17 protein-coding genes and 2 pseudogenes are annotated in these 15,884 nt (G+C 69.0%); 12 read left to right on the top strand and 7 right to left on the bottom strand.

Annotated elements, in window-relative coordinates; translation table 11 throughout:
- The first annotated feature begins 170 nt into the window (after window positions 1-170).
- Both ABTX62_RS30220 and ABTX62_RS30215 read left to right on the top strand, forming a co-directional pair.
- Window positions 171-2,525 (top strand): immune inhibitor A domain-containing protein, encoded by a 2,355-nt coding sequence (locus tag ABTX62_RS30220; RefSeq protein WP_352119153.1) that lies wholly within the window; start codon window positions 171-173, stop codon window positions 2,523-2,525.
- Window positions 2,526-2,647: 122 nt separating this feature from the next.
- Complete coding sequence (locus ABTX62_RS30215) at window positions 2,648-2,992, top strand: hypothetical protein (RefSeq protein ID WP_352119152.1); 345 nt, start codon at window positions 2,648-2,650, stop codon at window positions 2,990-2,992.
- 98 nt (window positions 2,993-3,090) lie between these two features.
- Here the strand turns inward: ABTX62_RS30215 and ABTX62_RS30210 are convergent, their stop codons facing one another.
- On the bottom strand, window positions 3,091-3,879 hold the full coding sequence (locus tag ABTX62_RS30210; RefSeq protein WP_352119151.1) for a hypothetical protein: 789 nt from the start codon (window positions 3,877-3,879) through the stop codon (window positions 3,091-3,093).
- An 18-nt stretch (window positions 3,880-3,897) separates the two neighbouring features.
- The gene (locus ABTX62_RS30205) at window positions 3,898-4,509 is read right to left on the bottom strand and encodes a zinc metalloprotease (protein ID WP_352119150.1); all 612 of its coding nucleotides are present in this window, start codon (window positions 4,507-4,509) and stop codon (window positions 3,898-3,900) included.
- Window positions 4,510-4,989: 480 nt separating this feature from the next.
- Between ABTX62_RS30205 and ABTX62_RS30200 the strand changes: the two are divergent.
- A pseudogene (locus ABTX62_RS30200) lies at window positions 4,990-5,616 on the top strand (transposase); the annotation flags it as partial.
- On the opposite strand, the gene ABTX62_RS30195 reads toward ABTX62_RS30200, so the two are convergent.
- A complete protein-coding gene (locus ABTX62_RS30195) occupies window positions 5,603-6,190 on the bottom strand; it encodes an isochorismatase family protein (protein WP_352119149.1) in 588 nt (195 codons plus the stop codon). The pseudogene ABTX62_RS30200 and the gene ABTX62_RS30195 sit on opposite strands and share 14 nt — an antisense overlap.
- Window positions 6,191-6,305: 115 nt before the next feature.
- Window positions 6,306-7,652, bottom strand: a complete 1,347-nt coding sequence (locus tag ABTX62_RS30190) for a nicotinate phosphoribosyltransferase (RefSeq protein ID WP_352119148.1) — start codon at window positions 7,650-7,652, stop codon at window positions 6,306-6,308.
- Between the two features lie 194 nt (window positions 7,653-7,846).
- Here ABTX62_RS30190 and clpS point away from each other — a divergent pair, with 194 nt between their 5' ends.
- The 6 genes from clpS to ABTX62_RS30160 all read left to right on the top strand — a co-directional run bounded on the left by clpS (window position 7,847) and on the right by ABTX62_RS30160 (window position 11,398).
- Complete coding sequence (gene clpS, locus ABTX62_RS30185; protein ID WP_283973073.1) at window positions 7,847-8,164, top strand: ATP-dependent Clp protease adapter ClpS; 318 nt, start codon at window positions 7,847-7,849, stop codon at window positions 8,162-8,164.
- A gap of 32 nt (window positions 8,165-8,196) precedes the next feature.
- Window positions 8,197-8,805, top strand: coding sequence for a DUF2017 domain-containing protein (locus ABTX62_RS30180; RefSeq protein ID WP_352119147.1), 609 nt, complete (start codon window positions 8,197-8,199; stop codon window positions 8,803-8,805).
- Between the two features lie 570 nt (window positions 8,806-9,375).
- Window positions 9,376-9,798 carry a M67 family metallopeptidase gene (locus ABTX62_RS30175; protein ID WP_352119146.1) on the top strand — a complete coding sequence of 141 codons (423 nt, stop codon included), beginning with the start codon at window positions 9,376-9,378 and terminating at the stop codon, window positions 9,796-9,798.
- 98 nt (window positions 9,799-9,896) lie between these two features.
- Entirely contained in the window at window positions 9,897-9,992 is a 96-nt protein-coding gene (locus tag ABTX62_RS30170) for a putative leader peptide (RefSeq protein WP_311688247.1), read from the top strand.
- A 116-nt stretch (window positions 9,993-10,108) separates the two neighbouring features.
- Window positions 10,109-10,441, top strand: a complete 333-nt coding sequence (locus tag ABTX62_RS30165) for a MoaD/ThiS family protein (protein ID WP_352119145.1) — start codon at window positions 10,109-10,111, stop codon at window positions 10,439-10,441.
- A gap of 6 nt (window positions 10,442-10,447) precedes the next feature.
- Window positions 10,448-11,398, top strand: a complete 951-nt coding sequence (locus ABTX62_RS30160; RefSeq protein WP_352119144.1) for a PLP-dependent cysteine synthase family protein — start codon at window positions 10,448-10,450, stop codon at window positions 11,396-11,398.
- A 61-nt stretch (window positions 11,399-11,459) separates the two neighbouring features.
- Here the strand turns inward: ABTX62_RS30160 and ABTX62_RS30155 are convergent, their stop codons facing one another.
- Window positions 11,460-11,966, bottom strand: a complete 507-nt coding sequence (locus ABTX62_RS30155; protein WP_352119143.1) for a type II toxin-antitoxin system PemK/MazF family toxin — start codon at window positions 11,964-11,966, stop codon at window positions 11,460-11,462.
- Window positions 11,967-12,178: 212 nt separating this feature from the next.
- On the opposite strand from ABTX62_RS30155, the gene ABTX62_RS30150 reads away from it, so the two are divergent.
- Complete coding sequence (locus ABTX62_RS30150) at window positions 12,179-12,931, top strand: MBL fold metallo-hydrolase (RefSeq protein WP_352119142.1); 753 nt, start codon at window positions 12,179-12,181, stop codon at window positions 12,929-12,931.
- 88 nt (window positions 12,932-13,019) lie between these two features.
- Here ABTX62_RS30150 and ABTX62_RS30145 read toward each other — a convergent pair whose 3' ends face one another.
- Window positions 13,020-14,282 carry a PTS transporter subunit EIIC gene (locus tag ABTX62_RS30145; RefSeq protein ID WP_352119141.1) on the bottom strand — a complete coding sequence of 421 codons (1,263 nt, stop codon included), beginning with the start codon at window positions 14,280-14,282 and terminating at the stop codon, window positions 13,020-13,022.
- A 242-nt stretch (window positions 14,283-14,524) separates the two neighbouring features.
- Window positions 14,525-14,695, bottom strand: a pseudogene (locus ABTX62_RS37995) (PTS transporter subunit EIIC); the annotation flags it as partial.
- A 101-nt stretch (window positions 14,696-14,796) separates the two neighbouring features.
- Here ABTX62_RS37995 and ABTX62_RS30140 point away from each other — a divergent pair.
- Together ABTX62_RS30140 and rph are read left to right on the top strand one after the other, a co-directional pair.
- Entirely contained in the window at window positions 14,797-15,030 is a 234-nt protein-coding gene (locus ABTX62_RS30140; protein WP_086602225.1) for a PTS sugar transporter subunit IIB, read from the top strand.
- A 105-nt stretch (window positions 15,031-15,135) separates the two neighbouring features.
- Window positions 15,136-15,873: a ribonuclease PH gene (gene rph / locus ABTX62_RS30135; RefSeq protein ID WP_352119140.1), complete on the top strand. Its 738-nt coding sequence runs from the start codon at window positions 15,136-15,138 to the stop codon at window positions 15,871-15,873.
- Window positions 15,874-15,884: the final 11 nt, after the last annotated feature.

The raw sequence follows: 15,884 nt of genomic DNA, 5'->3' as shown, positions 1-15,884 counted from the left end.
ACGCCGGCTCCGCATAGTGCACTTGACCTGTCCAAGTCAAGGTCTGTCTTTTCTGCTGAACCTCTAGTCAAATGTCGTCACTTGACTACACGCGTTGATCACGCGCGCGCGGAACCTTACCTGACCAGGACCCTTCCCTCCGCGCGCCCGAACGCGGGGGAGGAACTCAAGTGACCAGTAGATCCTGGACGTTCAGGGCGGCCGCCGTCGGCGTGACACTCGCAGCGGCCACTGCGACCGTCTCGGCGTACGGTGTGGCACAGGCCGACGCCAACACCTCCACCCCCAGGCCCACCACCGTGGACCGACACGACCCGGCGGAGCGCGACCACGCCGAGCATGACCTCGAAGGCCCGCTGAGCAAGACTCAGGAGGCCCAGCGCGAGGAAGCCCTGAAGCAGGTCATATCGGGCGATGCCACGGTCAAGAACCGTGACGGCTCGAAGGTCGTGCAGCTGAAGAGTAAGAAGGGCAAGAGTAAGTACGTCGAGCTCGGCCGCGAGAAGACCGACAAGATCTTCACGATCCTGGTGGAGTTCGGCGACCGGATCGACAGCCGCTACGGCGGCACCCCCGGTCCGCTGCACAACCGGATAGCCAAGCCGGACCGCACCAAGGACAACTCGACGGCCTGGCAGGCGGACTACAACCAGCAGCATTTCCAGGACCTGTACTTCGGCACCGGCAAGGGTGTCGAGTCGATGAAGAAGTACTACGAGAAGCAGTCCTCGGGCCGCTACTCGATCGAGGGCGAGGTCTCGGACTGGGTCAAGGTTCCCTACAACGAGGCCCGTTACGGCTCCAACAAGTGCGAGCCCGACAACTGCGCCTGGTATGCGGTCGCCGACGGCGTGAGCGCCTGGGTCTCCCAGCAGAAGGCGGCTGGGAAGACCGACGCCGAGATCAAGGCCAAGCTCGCCGAGTACGACCAGTGGGACCGCTACGACTACGACAGTGACGGCGACTTCAACGAGCGCGACGGCTACATCGACCACTTCCAGGTCGTGCACGCCGGCGAGGACGAGTCCGCCGGTGGCGGCGCCCAGGGCGAGGACGCGATCTGGGCCCACCGCTGGTACGCGTTCGGCACCGACGCCGGTGCCACCGGCCCTGACGACAACAAGCTCGGCGGCACCCCGATCGGCGACACCGGCATCTGGGTCGGCGACTACACCATCCAGCCGGAGAACGGCGGACTCGGCGTCTTCGCCCACGAGTACGGCCACGACCTCGGCCTGCCGGATCACTACGACACCAACGGCGGCGAGAACTCCACCGGCTTCTGGACCCTGATGTCCTCAGGCTCCTGGCTCGGCACCGGCGAGGACACCATCGGTGACCTGCCCGGCGACATGACCGCCTGGGACAAGCTGCAGCTGGGCTGGCTCGACTACGCCACCGCCAAGGCCGCGGCGAAGTCGAAGCACAAGCTGGGCGTCGCCGAGTACAACACGAAGAACAAGCAGGCCCTCGTGGTCGAGCTGCCCAACAAGCGGGTCACCACCGAGATCGTGGCGCCCGCGCAGGGCGCGAACCAGTGGTGGAGCGGTAGCGGCAACGATCTGGCCAACACGCTGACCCGCTCCGTCGACCTCACCGGCAAGGCGTCGGCCGCCCTCACCCTCGACGGCTGGTACGACATCGAGGCCGACTACGACTACCTCTATGCCGAGGTCTCGACCGACGGCGGCGCCAACTGGACGGCCCTCGACGGCACCGTGGACGGGCAGCCGCTCCCGCGCGACGGCAGTGACAAGCCCGCCCTGACCGGCTCGGCGGACGCCCACAAGAAGCTGGCATACCCCCTCGACGCCTACGCCGGCAAGAAGGTCGACCTGCGCTTCCGCTACCAGACCGACGGCGGTCTGGCGCTGAAGGGCTTCACGGCCGACCGGATCTCCGTCACTGCCGACGGCACCGCCCTCTTCTTGGACGACGCCGAGAGCGCGGACGCGGCCTGGACAGCGAAGGGCTTCTCCCGTATCGGCGCGGCGATCACGGGTGACTACGCCCAGTACTACATCGCCGAGAACCGCCAGTACGTGTCGTACGACAAGACCCTCAAGGTCGGCCCGTACAACTACGGTTTCCTGACCACGCGTCCGTCCTGGGTGGAGCACTTCCCGTACCAGAACGGCCTGCTGATCTGGAAGTGGGACACCTCCCAGAAGGACAACAACACCAGCCAGCACCCGGGTCAGGGGCTGCTCCTCCCGATCGACTCCCACCCGACGGCGCTGAAGTGGTCCGACGGCACGCTCATGCGCAACCGCATCCAGTCCTACGACTCGCCGTTCAGCCGGTACCGCACGGACGGGATCACGCTGCACAACGCGGACGTCGCGACGAAGATCCCATCCTCCAAGGGGGTCCCGGTCTTCAACGACCGCACGAGCACGTACTACGACGAGTCCAACCCCCGCGCCGGCGTCAAGATCACTGACACCAACACCAAGATCAAGATCGTCAAGGAGGCCAAGAACGGCTCGACGATCGAGCTGGAGGTCGGCCCCGCGGGTAGGTAATTCGCATCCTTGCAGGTCAGAGCGTGATCGACGGTGACCCACTGGCGGGTCACCGTCGATCCGTGTTTAGGTGCGTCCTGTGGCTCTCTTATTGACACCGACTGACACGGGGGAATGAACGCATGGCCGCAGGAGGCTTCTGCAAGCTACCGAACGGCACGGTGGTGGTGGCACTGAACCTGCCCAGCCCCGCTGCCGACGGCCCCGGCGCCGTCCGTGTCCTCGTCCACTCCGTGAACCGCGCCCGGGCCCTGACCAGGCTCCGCAACCTGGGCCTGCGCTCGGTCTACCTGCGCGGCAACGCGGCCCCGCCGACCCCGGACGAGATCACTGCGGTCCTCCACCACCCGGACGGGCTGATATGGCGCACGGCACCCGACAACGGTGTCGTGGGCAGCCCCGAGCTGGTCCTGGAGCTGTGGCGCCCGATCAGGGCACTGCTGAGGCGCCCGGCGGCGCAGACGTAGCGACGCCGGCGCGGGCCACCGCGACTGTGGCGGTGACCCGCGTCCGGGTTGCTCCCAGGCCGGCCGATGCCGACGCTCTCGCCGACGCCGCGCCCGCGCTACTTCTTGCGCTCCTTGGCGGCGGCCACCGCGGCCGCCTTCTTCAGGTCGGTGACGGTCGTGGTGAACTTGCCCGGGCGGGGCCCGCCCGAGTTCTTGCGCACCTTCTCGGCCTCTGCGGCGGTCAGTGCCACGATGTTGGAAGAGGCTGGCTGGACGGTGCCCTTGCCGAGGACGAACACGCCCTGGTTCCCACCGACGGGGATCCAGAACGTGGGCACCGAGGTGATGCCCGGGTGGTCCCCCGCGGTGAGCTGCGTCAGGTAGAGGGCGTACTGCTTGCCCACGCTGATCGGCGTGGTGCCCTCCATCGACACGGCGTCGGTGTCGATGTTGCCGACGACGATCTCGTCACCCTCACTGACGCCGAAGCCGCGCTTCATCATTCCCGAGACTCGCACCTTCAGGAACACCATCGGCATGCACTGCGCGTCGTCCGGAGGGTCGCCCGCGATCCCGGACGGAGTCGCCGTGGGGTCGGGCACACTGCTGGCCGACGGGTCGGGGTTGGTGTCGACATTGTCCGCCGCGGTCGGGTCGATGGCCGGCTCGGTGGTGGTCTCGCCGCCCTCGTCGCACTCCTTGGTCTGCACGCTCAGCACGGCGCCCGTGATGGCGATGTCCGAGACGGTGGTGACCTCCTCGGCGCTGGCATACTGGGCGTAGTCCGCCTCCACGTGGTCCCGGCCGGCGCCCTGGGACGACGACGACCCGGGACCCGAGCAGGCGGTGAGGCAGGCGAGGGTCAGGCCGACGGCTGCGGCGGGCACGCGCATGGTCTTCTTCATGGTTTTCCTCGCTCGCCGTCAGTACTTCGCCTTGACGCCCTGGACATCGTCGTACCAGGGCCCGTCGCCGCCGCAGCCGAACTTCCCGGTGCCCTGACGCATGACGGCGGGACCGGGGTTGGAACAGGTGAGAGAGACGTGGTTGAGGCCGTAGGCGTGGCCCAGTTCGTGCTCGGCCACGATCTTCTTCTCGCGGGCGGACAGGCCCCCCATGGTGCGGGTGTTGAAGGAGATCTGGATCTCGTCGTAGAGCCAGTAGCCGGCGGTGCAGCCCTTCCATGTGGCGCGCGCCCAGTCGCTCCAGGCGTAGGACTTGTCGCGTACCTCGATCTGGGGGTCGCCGTTGCTCTTCTCGTACCGGAAGAAGCCGGGGGCGCTGGTGTTGTCCCAGCGTCCCTGGGCGCTGTTGAAGGCGTTGTAATAAGTGCTGCTTATGTTGTAGTAGCGGTATGAGATCGGGTCGTTCCCGCCCACGCCCCAGAATGAGCCGCACAGGTGGGTGTACGCCTGCGCGGGAGCGGCTGTGGTGAAGTGCGCGGCGAGAAAGCCGGTGCACAGCAGGAAGACCTGCAGCGGGCGTATGTATGCCGATCGTCTGCGCTTCCCGCGCGTCCGTAGAGCTGTCGCCATCGATGTGACTCCTGAACAGTCCTCGAAGGAACCGGTGTGTTGCGGATGTGAATGCTCGAGGAACGGCGCCTTTTCGGGCGCGCCTGTAGAAGCCGGATTTCTCGTATGGCTGACGATCTTCCCCCGTCCCCCTGGCTGCGCAGATAGTACACAGCTCTTTCAGCCTACGGCCATGGATCATTCAGGAAGAAGTCACGATGGTCCGGGATCGAGAGTGATACGGAATGCAACTTGTCCACTTGTAAAGATGGGGCAATAAGGCTTCGCGAAAGTGGGTGAAAGTCCAGAACAATGCATAAAAAAGCCCGGGCAAGGCGCACTGAGACGCCTTGCCTGGTCGGCCGGTGAACGGCCTGGAAGGCTTGCTGAAAATCTCGGGTTCTGGCCCCGACTCGGTGGGGTTTGGGGCCAGTCTTGTAGGGATGCAGGGGGAATGGGCCGGGGAGCCGGTTGGGCCGGATGTGTGGGAGACCTGCTGGGAGTGTGTTCGCGTTTCTTGCCGAGCATCGCGAGGTGCTGTCTCCATCAGGGATGTTCACCGACATGTACCCCTCGTCCAACGGCCGTCCGAGTCTGCCGTCGCAGGTCCTGGCCGCGGCGGTGGTGCTGCAGAGCCTGCACGGGCTGTCGGATTTTGAGACCGTGCAGGAACTGCGGTGTGACCTGCGCTGGAAGGCCGCCTGCGGGCTCGGCCTGTACGACACCGCTTTCGATCCCTCGCTGCTGACGTACTTCCGGCGCCGTTTGCGTCACTCGGCAGATGCGACGCGGATCTTCACCAAGGTCAAGGAGGTCGTGGCCGCGACCGGGGTACTCGAAGGCGAGCAGCGGCGAGCGCTGGATTCGACTGTGCTGGACGACGCGGTGGCCACCCGGGACACCGTCACCCAGATCATCTCCGCGATCCGCCGGGTTGTCCGCGAGGTCCCCGCAGGCGAGGAGAGCGCGGCGCGGTGGTGCCACGCGCACGACTACACCGACCCGGGCAAGCCGAGAATCGCCTGGGACGACGAGGCCGCCCGCGCCACGCTGGTCGACGCGCTGGTCACCGACGCGGTCAACCTGCTCGGGCACTTGCCCGAGCAGCAGCCTTCTAGACGGCGGGCTTGCCGGAAAGTTCGACCCCGGCCTTGCGCATCTCCTCGACAGCCCGCTCGGTGCTCTCCGGGGCCACCCCGGCCGTCAGGTCCAGCAGGACCTGCGTACGGAAGCCCTCCCGGGCGGCGTCCAGGGCCGTGGCGCGCACGCAGTGGTCGGTGGCGATGCCGACCACGTCCACCTCGGTGACATCGCGGGAGCGCAGCCAGTCGGCCAGCGGCGTGCCGCTCTCGTCGATGCCCTCGAAACCGCTGTACGCCGCCGAGTACGCCCCCTTGTCGAAGACGGCGTCGACCGAGCCGGAGGCGACCGCCGGGGCGAAGTTCGGGTGGAAGCCGACGCCCTCCGTGCCGGCCACGCAGTGCGCGGGCCAGGAGCGCGCGTAGTCCGGGTTGGTGGAGAAGTGGCCGCCGGGGGCGATGTGGTGGTCGCGGGTGGCCACCACGTGCTGGTAGCCGGACCCGGCCGCCTGCCCGATCAGCTCCGTGACGGCGGCGGCCACATCGGCACCGCCGGCCACCGCGAGGCTGCCTCCCTCGCAGAAGTCGTTCTGCACATCGACGACGATCAAGGCGCGGCGCATGGTCGGTGTCCTTCGGCTATGAGGTGGGCAAGCCCGGCCGGTGCACTTCCGAGCCTATGACCGGAGGAGAGCGGACGGGAGGGGGCACGGGTCGGCGCGTCACGGCACACCGCAATTAGCTACCCGGGGTCTCGTGCAGGTACTCCGTGGGCAGGACGGGCTCCCCGCGCGAGAGCTGCGTGGCCGACATCGGGAGACCCGCGCGCGCCCTCGTGTGCCGCTCGCGCGCCGCGTCCAGCGGCTCGCGCGCCACGACCTCGCCGCCCTTGACCAACTCCACCAGCAACTGCCGGTCCACGAGCTCGGCCGGCACCGGACCGGTGCCGATCACCTCGGCCTCGGCGACCCCATGGGCGTCCACCCGCCGCGCGGCCCACTTGCGTCCGCCGACGGACGTCTTGCCGCCGGTGGACTTCTTGGCGACCGGCACCAGCGGCGCCTTCGGGGCGGCGGACTCGGCCCGCGCGACCAGCTTGTAGACCATCGAGGAGGTGGGATGCCCGGAGCCGGTCACCAGCTGCGTCCCGACGCCGTAGGCGTCCACCGGCGCCGCGGCAAGCGAGGCGATCGCGTATTCGTCCAGGTCCGAGGTCACGACGATCTTCGTTCCCGTCGCGCCCAGCTCGTCCAGCTGCTGCCGCACCCGGTGCGCCACCAGCAGCAGGTCGCCGGAGTCGATCCGCACCGCGCCCAGCTCTGTCCCGGCGACCTCGACGGCCGTACGGACCGCCTCGGCGACGTCGTAGGTGTCCACCAGCAGCGTCGTGCCCCGCCCCAGCGTGTGCACCTGGGCCTGGAAGGCGTCCCGCTCGCTGTCGTGCAGCAGGGTGAAGGCGTGCGCGGAGGTGCCGACGGTGGGGATGCCGTAGCGGAAGCCGGCCGCCAGGTCGGAGGTGGTCGCGAAGCCGCCGACGTAGGCGGCCCGGGAGGCCGCCACCGCCGCGAGCTCGTGCGTGCGCCGGGCGCCCATCTCGATCAGCGGCCGGTCACCCGCGGCCGCCGCCATGCGCGAGGCGGCCGCGGCGATCGCCGAGTCGTGGTTGAGGATCGACAGGATCACGGTCTCCAGCAGCACGCACTCGGCGAAGGTGCCCTCGACCCGCATGATCGGCGAGCCCGGGAAGTACACCTCGCCCTCGGGATAGCCCCAGATGTCCCCGCTGAAGCGGTAGCCGGACAGCCACTCCAGCGTCTCCTCGTCGACGATCCCCCGCTCGCGCAGGAAGCCCAGGACGCCCGCCTCGAAACGGAAGTTCTCCACCGCGTCCAGCACCCGCCCGGTGCCCGCCACGACGCCGTAGCGGCGCCCCTCCGGCAGCCGCCGGGTGAAGACCTCGAACACGCTCCGCCGCTCGGCCGTGCCCGAGGAGAGGGCGGCCCGCAGCATCGTCAGCTCGTACTGGTCCGTGAAGAGCGCCGTCGAGGGAACCTCCACCGGCAGCCCAAGGTCCGCTACGTCCACTGAAGCTCTCCTTTGATGTCTCGCCGGGCCCCATGTCGGCCGGGGTCCGGGGGATCGCCCCCGGCGGTGCCGCATGGCGTGGATCGTACCCCCATTTCGTCAGTCTGACGATTGCAGTTCCCGGGCGACGGTCGGGCGACGCGATCCCCGTATACCCAGGCCCATTTGTGCGTCCACCCCCCTCGGGTGGCAGCATGGGCTGTGTGACGTCACCCGCGCCCCTGGAGATCGAACGCACCGAGTCGGCGGAGGAGGTCTTCGCCGTACCCGAGCCGGACCTGCCGTGGGTCACGATCGTCCACAACGACCCGGTCAACCTCATGAGCTACGTGACGTACGTCTTCCAGTCGTACTTCGGCTACTCCAAGGACAAGGCCACCAAGCTCATGCTCGACGTCCACCACAAGGGCCGGGCGGTCGTCTCCAGCGGCAGCCGCGAGGAGATGGAACGCGACGTGCAGGCCATGCACGGCTACGGCCTGTGGGCCACCCTCCAGCAGGACCGCAAGTAGCCAGCTCCCCGCCCAGCAGTGAAAAGGCGTTCATGCCCGGAACCTTCGAACCGCTCCCCGGCGGCGGCGCGGCCGTCGCGCTCGACGACGTCGAGATCTCCATCATCCGGTCGCTGGCCGTCCAGCTCCTGGAGCTCATCGGCCCCGGCCCCGCCGAGGACGCCTCCGGCGACCCGCTCGCCGAGTTGTTCGCCGAGGGCCCGAGCGAGCCGCCCGGCGACCCGGTGCTCAGGCGGCTCTTCCCGGACGCCTACAGCGACCCCGAGCAGCCCGCCTCGTCGCGCGACGCCGAGGAGCAGCGGGCGCATTCCGCGGAGTTCCGCCGCTACACGGAGAACGACCTGCGGGCCGGCAAGCGGGACAACGCGCTCGCGGTGATCCGCTCCCTCGACGCGCTCTCCTCGGCGTCGGCCGGTGAAGGCGGCGCGGTGCTGAAGCTGTCGCCGGCGGAGTCGCAGCAGTGGCTGGGGGCCCTGAACGACCTGCGGCTCGCGATCGGCTCGCGGCTGGAGATCACCGCCGACGAGGACACCGACCTCCTCTACCGCCTTCCGGACGACGATCCGCGCAAGCCGATGGTGATGGCCTACCTGTGGCTGGGGGGCCTCCAGGAGACGCTGGTCGAAACCCTTATGGCCTGATCGGTGCGGGTTCGCGCCATCGCCGGGTGAGCGGTCGGTGTTCGCTCAGAGGACACTCAAATCCGGATAACGATCCCGTCACCGCGCCCGGCGCCTATGGCCTCTTCGAAAGCATTTTGTCCGCTTTTCCCGTGCGGTGCGCCACATTTCCATGCCTGTGATCGGTGTTGCGGCGTGATAAATCTTCACGTCCGCCCGGTCAGAACACCACCCGAATGTTCGGCCGGGTGCGCCACCGAGCCGGTGACCGCCGGCCAGGCACGAGCGGGCTTGCGGGCCCGCTCAGCTCCATCATTCCGGGGGGATCGAAACCCGATCCGAGGCCGACGAGAGGGCCCGGGTCGGCATGGAGAAAGGCGCACCACACATGACCTCTGCGCAGCCGCGACCCGCGGCTCACCGAGCGCCCCGACGCGGAGTTCGAGAAGGTCGGCTGACCACCCCACAGGACGTCCAGCCGCAGGGAGTACTCGTGGCACCCTCTGCGGCTGCCGCTCAGGGCGTCCGGCATATGGGCCGTTCCGTACCAGTCCTCGGTACGGAACGGCCCTTCTGCTTATCCTTGCCGGCATGCTGACCATCACCCAGGCCCTCGTCGACCAGATCGTCGCCCACGCGCGCAAGGACCACCCCGACGAGGCGTGCGGCGTCGTCGCAGGACCGGAGGGCTCGGACCGCCCCGAGCGCTTCATCCCCATGCTCAACGCGGCCATGTCGCCCACGTTCTACGAGTTCGACTCCGGCGACCTGCTCAAGCTCTACCGTGAGATGGACGACCGCGACGAGGAGCCGGTCGTCATCTACCACTCCCACACCGCGACCGAGGCCTACCCCTCACGCACCGACATCTCCTACGCCAACGAGCCCGGCGCGCACTACGTCCTCGTCTCCACCGCCGACACCGACGGGGCCGGTGAGTTCCAGTTCCGCTCCTTCCGGATCGTCGAGGGCGAGGTCACGGAGGAAGAGGTCCAGGTCGTCGAGGCCTACTGAGGCCACCTGAACAGCACGGTCTCACTCCCTGGCCCGAAAGCGTCCGCCATGTGGGATCACATTCCAGGACCCGGACCGGGAATCGATACGATGAGCCCATGGTTTTCCACGACGTGAGCGAAAAGACGCCGGGCGATCTGCTCGTGGCGCGGCTGCACGTCGACCTGTGCAGGCTCGCCAGCGCCATCTGTTGACGCCGGACCCTGCCGCCGTACGGCCGTCAGCCGCGGCGCCGCACACACGCACCACCCCGCTGTTCCTGCGCTGCCGCGCGCCCCGACCGACTACTCCCGACAGGAGCCCTGAAGCCATGGCCATCGAGGTCCGCATCCCGACCATCCTCCGCACCTACACCGACGGTCAGAAGGCGGTGGAGGGCAAGGGAGACACCCTCGCCGAGCTGTTCGCCGACCTCGAGACCCGGCACGCCGGCATCCAGGCCCGCATCGTGGACGACGGTCAGCTGCGCCGCTTCGTCAACGTGTACCTGAACGACGAGGACGTCCGCTTCCTCGACGGCATCAACACCAAGCTGTCGGACGGCGACAACGTCACGATCCTGCCGGCCGTGGCAGGAGGTTCTGCCGCGGCGAAGCCGCGTCCGGCTGGGGTGGCGGCCGGGCGGCGGGCGGGAATGGTCTGATCACCCATGCGTTACGACTCCCCCCTGGCCGCGGTCGGCAACACCCCCCTGGTGCGCCTGCCGCGGCTGTCGCCGTCCGCCGACGTCCGCATCTGGGCGAAGCTGGAGGACCGCAACCCGACGGGGTCGGTCAAGGACCGTCCGGCCCTGCACATGATCGAGCAGGCGGAGAAGGACGGCCGCCTGACCCCGGGCTGCACCATCCTCGAGCCGACGTCGGGCAACACCGGCATCTCCCTGGCCATGGCGGCGAAGCTCAAGGGCTACCGCATCGTCTGCGTGATGCCGGAGAACACCTCGCAGGAACGCCGGGACCTGCTGGGCATGTGGGGCGCGGAGATCATCTCCTCCCCGGCGGCGGGCGGCTCCAACACCGCCGTGCGCGTCGCCAAGGAGCTCTCGGCCGAGCACCCGGACTGGGTGATGCTCTACCAGTACGGCAACCCGGACAACGCGGGCGCCCACTACGCCACGACCGGCCCCGAGATCCTCGCCGACCTGCCGTCGATCACGCACTTCGTGGCCGGTCTCGGCACCACCGGCACCCTCATGGGCGTGGGCCGCTTCCTGCGCGAGCACAAGCCGGACGTCCAGATCGTCGCGGCCGAACCGCGCTACGACGACCTGGTCTACGGCCTGCGCAACCTGGACGAGGGCTTCGTGCCCGAGCTGTACGACGCGTCCGTCCTCACCACCCGCTTCTCGGTCGGCTCGGCGGACGCGGTCACCCGCACCCGCGAGCTGCTCCAGCAGGAGGGCATCTTCGCCGGCGTCTCCACGGGCGCCGCGCTGCACGCCGCGATCGGTGTCGGCAAGAAGGCCGTCAAGGCCGGGGAGCCGGCCGACATCGCCTTCGTCGTCGCCGACGGCGGCTGGAAGTACCTCTCCACGGGCGTCTACACGGCGGCCACCACGGAGGAGGCCATCGACACGCTCCAGGGCCAGCTCTGGGCGTAGCCGACGCGACGAACCAGCGCGAAGGGGGCCGGAGTCCGCGACTCCGGTCCCTTCGCGCTGTTCAGCCCGCCAGGTACCGCACCTGGTCCCACAACGCCGGATCCACCACGCCGACCCGCCGCCGGAAGCCCCACACCGGGACCTCGCGCAGCTCGCCCGTCTCCAGGAAGCTCGGGCGGCCCCGGGCGTCGTCGACCGACCCCGGGGGCAGCGGGATCACCCCGGCGCGTTCGTCACGGACCCGGGTGGTGATCTTCGCGACCGTCGCCCGCTCCCCGCGCACCGCCAGCACCAGGCAGGGCCGGTCCTTCGCCCGCCCGTCGTCCGTCACCGCCCTGCCTGACGCACTGCGCCGCGCGGCCCCCTCTGATTCCGCTTCGTCCTCGTAGGGCACCAGCGCCCACCAGATCTCCGCCGGCTGCGGCCGGCCCTCCGGCGCGAGCACCGGCGCCGCCGTCCGGCCCCGTGGGACCGACGGGCGCCGTCCCCGGCCCCAGCCGTCTACGAGCGTGGCGACGAGCGCGAGGAGCACCACCGCGGCGAGCGCCAGCCACCAGGACGTGTCCATACTGAGACGTTACCGGCGCCACCCGCGCCACGCGCCCCCCTCGCGAGGATCACCCGCGGGCCTGCCAGCCGAACCGGTGACAGCACAGGTGAGTTCGCCCACAACAGGCCTTTGTGGAGGAGCTACCGGAGGTTTCGCGCCTTACGCTCGACGGACCGCACGACCCCCCGACGCCCCTCTCAGACATTCCCGCCAGCGGAGGTTTCTGCTTCATGAAGCTCACCGTCGTCGGCTGCTCGGGGTCGTTCCCGTCCGCGGAATCGGCCTGCTCGAGCTACCTCGTCGAGGCCGACGGCTTCCGGCTGCTTCTCGACCTGGGCAACGGTGCCCTGGGCGAGCTGCAGCGCCACTGCGGTCTCTACGACCTCGACGCGATCTTCCTCAGCCACCTGCACGCCGACCACTGCATCGACATGTGCGCGTACTTCGTCGCGCGCTACTACCGCCACGACGGCGGCCGCTGCGATCCCCTGCCCGTCTTCGGCCCCGAAGGCACGGAACACCGGCTGACCACCGCCTACGCGGACACCCCCTCCGCCTCCTCCATGAGCGAGGTCTTCGACTTCCACACGGTCAAGCCGTCCACCTTCGACATCGGCCCGTTCACCGTGCACACCGAGCGGGTGGCCCACCCCGTGGAGGCGTACGGCATCCGCATCGAGCACGGCGGCCGGACGCTGGCGTACTCCGGCGACACCGGCGTGAGCCCCGCGCTGGACGAACTCGCCCGGGACGCCGACCTGTTCCTGTGCGAGGCGGCGTTCACGCACGGCAAGGAGAACATCCCCGACCTGCACCTCAACGGCCGCGAGGCGGGTGAGACGGCGGCCCGGGCCGGTGCCCGCCGCCTGGTCCTCACCCACATCCCGCCGTGGACGGACCCCCAGGTCAACCTCGCCGACGCCCGCGAGGTCTACGACGGCCGGGTGGACCTGGCCGCGCCGCGGCAGACGTACGAGATATAGCGTCCCCCGCGTCCGGACCCCGGAACACGCGCGTAGGCCCCGGAACCGCTCTGGCGGTTCCGGGGCCTACGCGCGTGAGGCGGGTTCCCTACTTCGCCTCGGCCTTCTGCAGCTCGGCGAGTTCCTCGTCGGACTCGCGGCCCGGCGTCGGCAGGTTGAACTTGGTGATCGCGAAGCGGAAGACCGCGTAGTAGACCGCCGCGAAGCACAGACCGACCAGGGCCAGGCCCCACGGGTTGGTCGCGATGCCCAGGTTGAGGAAGAAGTCCACCGCGCCGGCCGAGAAGCCGAAGCCGTCCTTCATGCCCAGCGCCCAGGTCAGCGCCATCGAGACACCGGTGAGCACGGCGTGGATCGCGTACAGCACCGGGGCGATGAACATGAAGGTGAACTCGATCGGCTCGGTGACGCCCGTGACGAACGAGGTCAGCGCGAGCGACAGCATCATGCCGCCGACTATCTTGCGGCGCTCGGGCCGGGCGCAGTGCACGATCGCGAGGCAGGCGGCCGGCAGGGCGAACATCATGATCGGGAAGAAGCCGGTCATGAACTGCCCGGCACTCGGGTCACCCGCCAGGAACCGGGCGATGTCGCCGCTCTTGCCCTCGTAGGTGCCGGCCTGGAACCAGGGGAAGGAGTTCAGCAGGTGGTGCATGCCGATCGGGATCAGCGCACGGTTGGCGACACCGAAGATGCCCGCGCCGACCGCCCCGGAGCCGACCAGCCACTCGCCGAAGTTGTGCAGAGCCGTGCCGAGGACGGGCCAGATGTATCCGAAGACGATGCCGATGACCAGGCCCGCGAAGGCCGACAGGATCGGCACCAGACGGCGTCCGCCGAAGAAGCCCGCCCAGTCGGGCAGCTTGGTCCGGTAGAACTTCTGGTAGAGCAGGGCCACGACGATGCCCATGACCACACCGCCGAGGACCTTGGCGTCCACGGGAGCGTCGACCATGACGACCTTGCCGTCGACCGCCGTGGCGACCTTCGGCAGGTTCTTGTCGGTGAACGTGGCCAGCACGTTCTTGAAGACGAGGTAGCCGACGACGGCCGCCAGCGCGGTGGAGCCGTCCGACTTCTTGGCGAAGCCGATCGCGATGCCCACGGCGAACAGCAGCGCCATGTTGTCGAGGATCGCGTTGCCGCCGGCCGCCATGAAGCCGGCGATCTTGGTGATGAAGGCGGGGAACGACTCGCGCCCGAGCATGTCGGTGTTGCCGAGTCGGACGAGCAGGGCGGCGGCGGGCAGGACGGCGACGGGGAGCATCAGGCTGCGGCCGATGCGCTGCATCACCGCCATCACCGCCGACCCCCTCTTCGGGCTCGCGGGCGCGGCTGTGGCTGTGGACATGAACTTCCTCCAGGGGGCACGGCGCCGCCCAGGAAGAGTTCGACGGGGGCCGGCGGCGTCTCAAAGAAAGGGGAACGCGGTCATCACCGCGTGACCTCCACCACTGAGTGGTGTAGACCAGTTGTAGCACGGTAGGCCGAACGAGTGGAACCCGCCAATTCCGCCCGTCCATGACGGTCACGCCTTGACGCCGCCCTCGACGTCCTCCTCGGGCCCGCGCCCCGGAATGGCCGGATCGAACCTCCTGATGCCCCGAACACGTCCGGCTGCCCCAGCCGGCTGAGGAGCCCCGCGGCCGGCGGCACCACGATCGGCCGCCGAAGGCATCCCGCCCCCTCGGCCGAGACGCTTCCGGCGAGAGACTTTGTCGAGAGGCACGCTCGTGGTGTAGACCAGTCGTTCGACGGTCGCACGAACGTGACGCCATCATTCGGCACACACGACTTGGCCGCTCGCGAAGAGGGGCCGGCTGTGGGTTACTGCGACAAAGCGGTTCGGATCAGGGAGAACGAACATGGCCACCAAGGCTGAGAAGATCGTTGCCGGGCTCGGCGGCATCGACAACATCGAAGAGGTCGAAGGCTGCATCACCCGCCTGCGGACCGAAGTCGTGGACCCCGCCAAGGTCGACGAGACCGCCCTGAAGGCCGCCGGCGCCCACGGCGTCGTCAAAATGGGCACCGCGATCCAGGTCGTCATCGGCACCGACGCCGACCCCATCGCAGCGGAGATCGAAGACATGATGTGAAGGGCGGGGATCGTCCCGGGCTTCACCCCCTGACACCCAGCCCCACCGGGGCCCCGTCCCACCGCGGAAGGGGCCCCTTCCGCACGTACGGATAGGCTCAGCCGCATGTCTCGAATCGACGGCCGCACCCCCCAGCAGCTCCGCCCCATCACCATCGAGCGCGGCTGGAGCAAGCACGCCGAAGGCTCCGTCCTCGTCTCCTTCGGCGACACCAAGGTCTTCTGCACCGCCTCCGTCACCGAAGGCGTCCCGCGCTGGCGCAAGGGCAGCGGCGAAGGCTGGGTCACCGCCGAATACTCCATGCTGCCCCGCGCCACCAACACCCGCGGCGACCGCGAGTCCGTCAAGGGCCGCATCGGCGGCCGCACCCACGAGATCAGCCGCCTCATCGGCCGCTCCCTGCGCGCCGTCATCGACTACAAGGCCCTCGGCGAGAACACCGTCGTCCTCGACTGCGACGTCCTCCAGGCCGACGGCGGCACCCGCACCGCGGCCATCACCGGCGCCTACGTGGCACTGGCCGACGCCGTCGCCTGGGCCCAGCGCAAGAAGCTCATCAAGGCCGGCCGTCAGCCCCTGACCGGCACCGTCTCCGCCGTCTCCGTCGGCATCGTCGGCGGCGTCCCCCTCCTCGACCTCTGCTACGAGGAAGACGTCAAGGCCGACACCGACATGAACGTCGTCTGCACCGGCGACGGCCGCTTCGTCGAGGTCCAGGGCACCGCCGAGGCCGAACCCTTCGCCCGCGAGGAACTGAACGCCCTCCTCGACCTCGCCGTCGCCGGCTGCGGCGAACTCGCCGCCCACCAGCGCACCGCGCTTGATACCGTCCTCGAAAAGTAAAGGGCACACCA

The organism is Streptomyces sp. NPDC096046 (assembly GCF_040303285.1).
Classification (GTDB): Bacteria; Actinomycetota; Actinomycetes; order Streptomycetales; family Streptomycetaceae; genus Streptomyces.
The sequence above is the reverse complement of the archived record's forward strand: the minus strand, read 5'-3'. Positions and strand labels throughout refer to the sequence as shown.

Bases quoted from the DNA above. Each gene is read 5' to 3' on its own strand.
- ABTX62_RS30215 (WP_352119152.1), top strand. From the start codon at position 2,648: ATGGCCGCAGGAGGCTTCTGCAAGCTACCGAACGGCACGGTGGTGGTG.
- ABTX62_RS30210 (WP_352119151.1), bottom strand. From the start codon at position 3,879: ATGAAGAAGACCATGCGCGTGCCCGCCGCAGCCGTCGGCCTGACCCTC.
- ABTX62_RS30205 (WP_352119150.1), bottom strand. From the start codon at position 4,509: ATGGCGACAGCTCTACGGACGCGCGGGAAGCGCAGACGATCGGCATAC.
- ABTX62_RS30195 (WP_352119149.1), bottom strand. From the start codon at position 6,190: ATGCGCCGCGCCTTGATCGTCGTCGATGTGCAGAACGACTTCTGCGAG.
- clpS (WP_283973073.1), top strand. From the start codon at position 7,847: ATGGGCTGTGTGACGTCACCCGCGCCCCTGGAGATCGAACGCACCGAG.
- ABTX62_RS30180 (WP_352119147.1), top strand. From the start codon at position 8,197: ATGCCCGGAACCTTCGAACCGCTCCCCGGCGGCGGCGCGGCCGTCGCG.
- ABTX62_RS30175 (WP_352119146.1), top strand. From the start codon at position 9,376: ATGCTGACCATCACCCAGGCCCTCGTCGACCAGATCGTCGCCCACGCG.
- ABTX62_RS30170 (WP_311688247.1), top strand. From the start codon at position 9,897: ATGGTTTTCCACGACGTGAGCGAAAAGACGCCGGGCGATCTGCTCGTG.
- ABTX62_RS30165 (WP_352119145.1), top strand. From the start codon at position 10,109: ATGGCCATCGAGGTCCGCATCCCGACCATCCTCCGCACCTACACCGAC.
- ABTX62_RS30160 (WP_352119144.1), top strand. From the start codon at position 10,448: ATGCGTTACGACTCCCCCCTGGCCGCGGTCGGCAACACCCCCCTGGTG.
- ABTX62_RS30155 (WP_352119143.1), bottom strand. From the start codon at position 11,966: ATGGACACGTCCTGGTGGCTGGCGCTCGCCGCGGTGGTGCTCCTCGCG.
- ABTX62_RS30150 (WP_352119142.1), top strand. From the start codon at position 12,179: ATGAAGCTCACCGTCGTCGGCTGCTCGGGGTCGTTCCCGTCCGCGGAA.
- ABTX62_RS30145 (WP_352119141.1), bottom strand. From the start codon at position 14,282: ATGTCCACAGCCACAGCCGCGCCCGCGAGCCCGAAGAGGGGGTCGGCG.
- ABTX62_RS30140 (WP_086602225.1), top strand. From the start codon at position 14,797: ATGGCCACCAAGGCTGAGAAGATCGTTGCCGGGCTCGGCGGCATCGAC.
- rph (WP_352119140.1), top strand. From the start codon at position 15,136: ATGTCTCGAATCGACGGCCGCACCCCCCAGCAGCTCCGCCCCATCACC.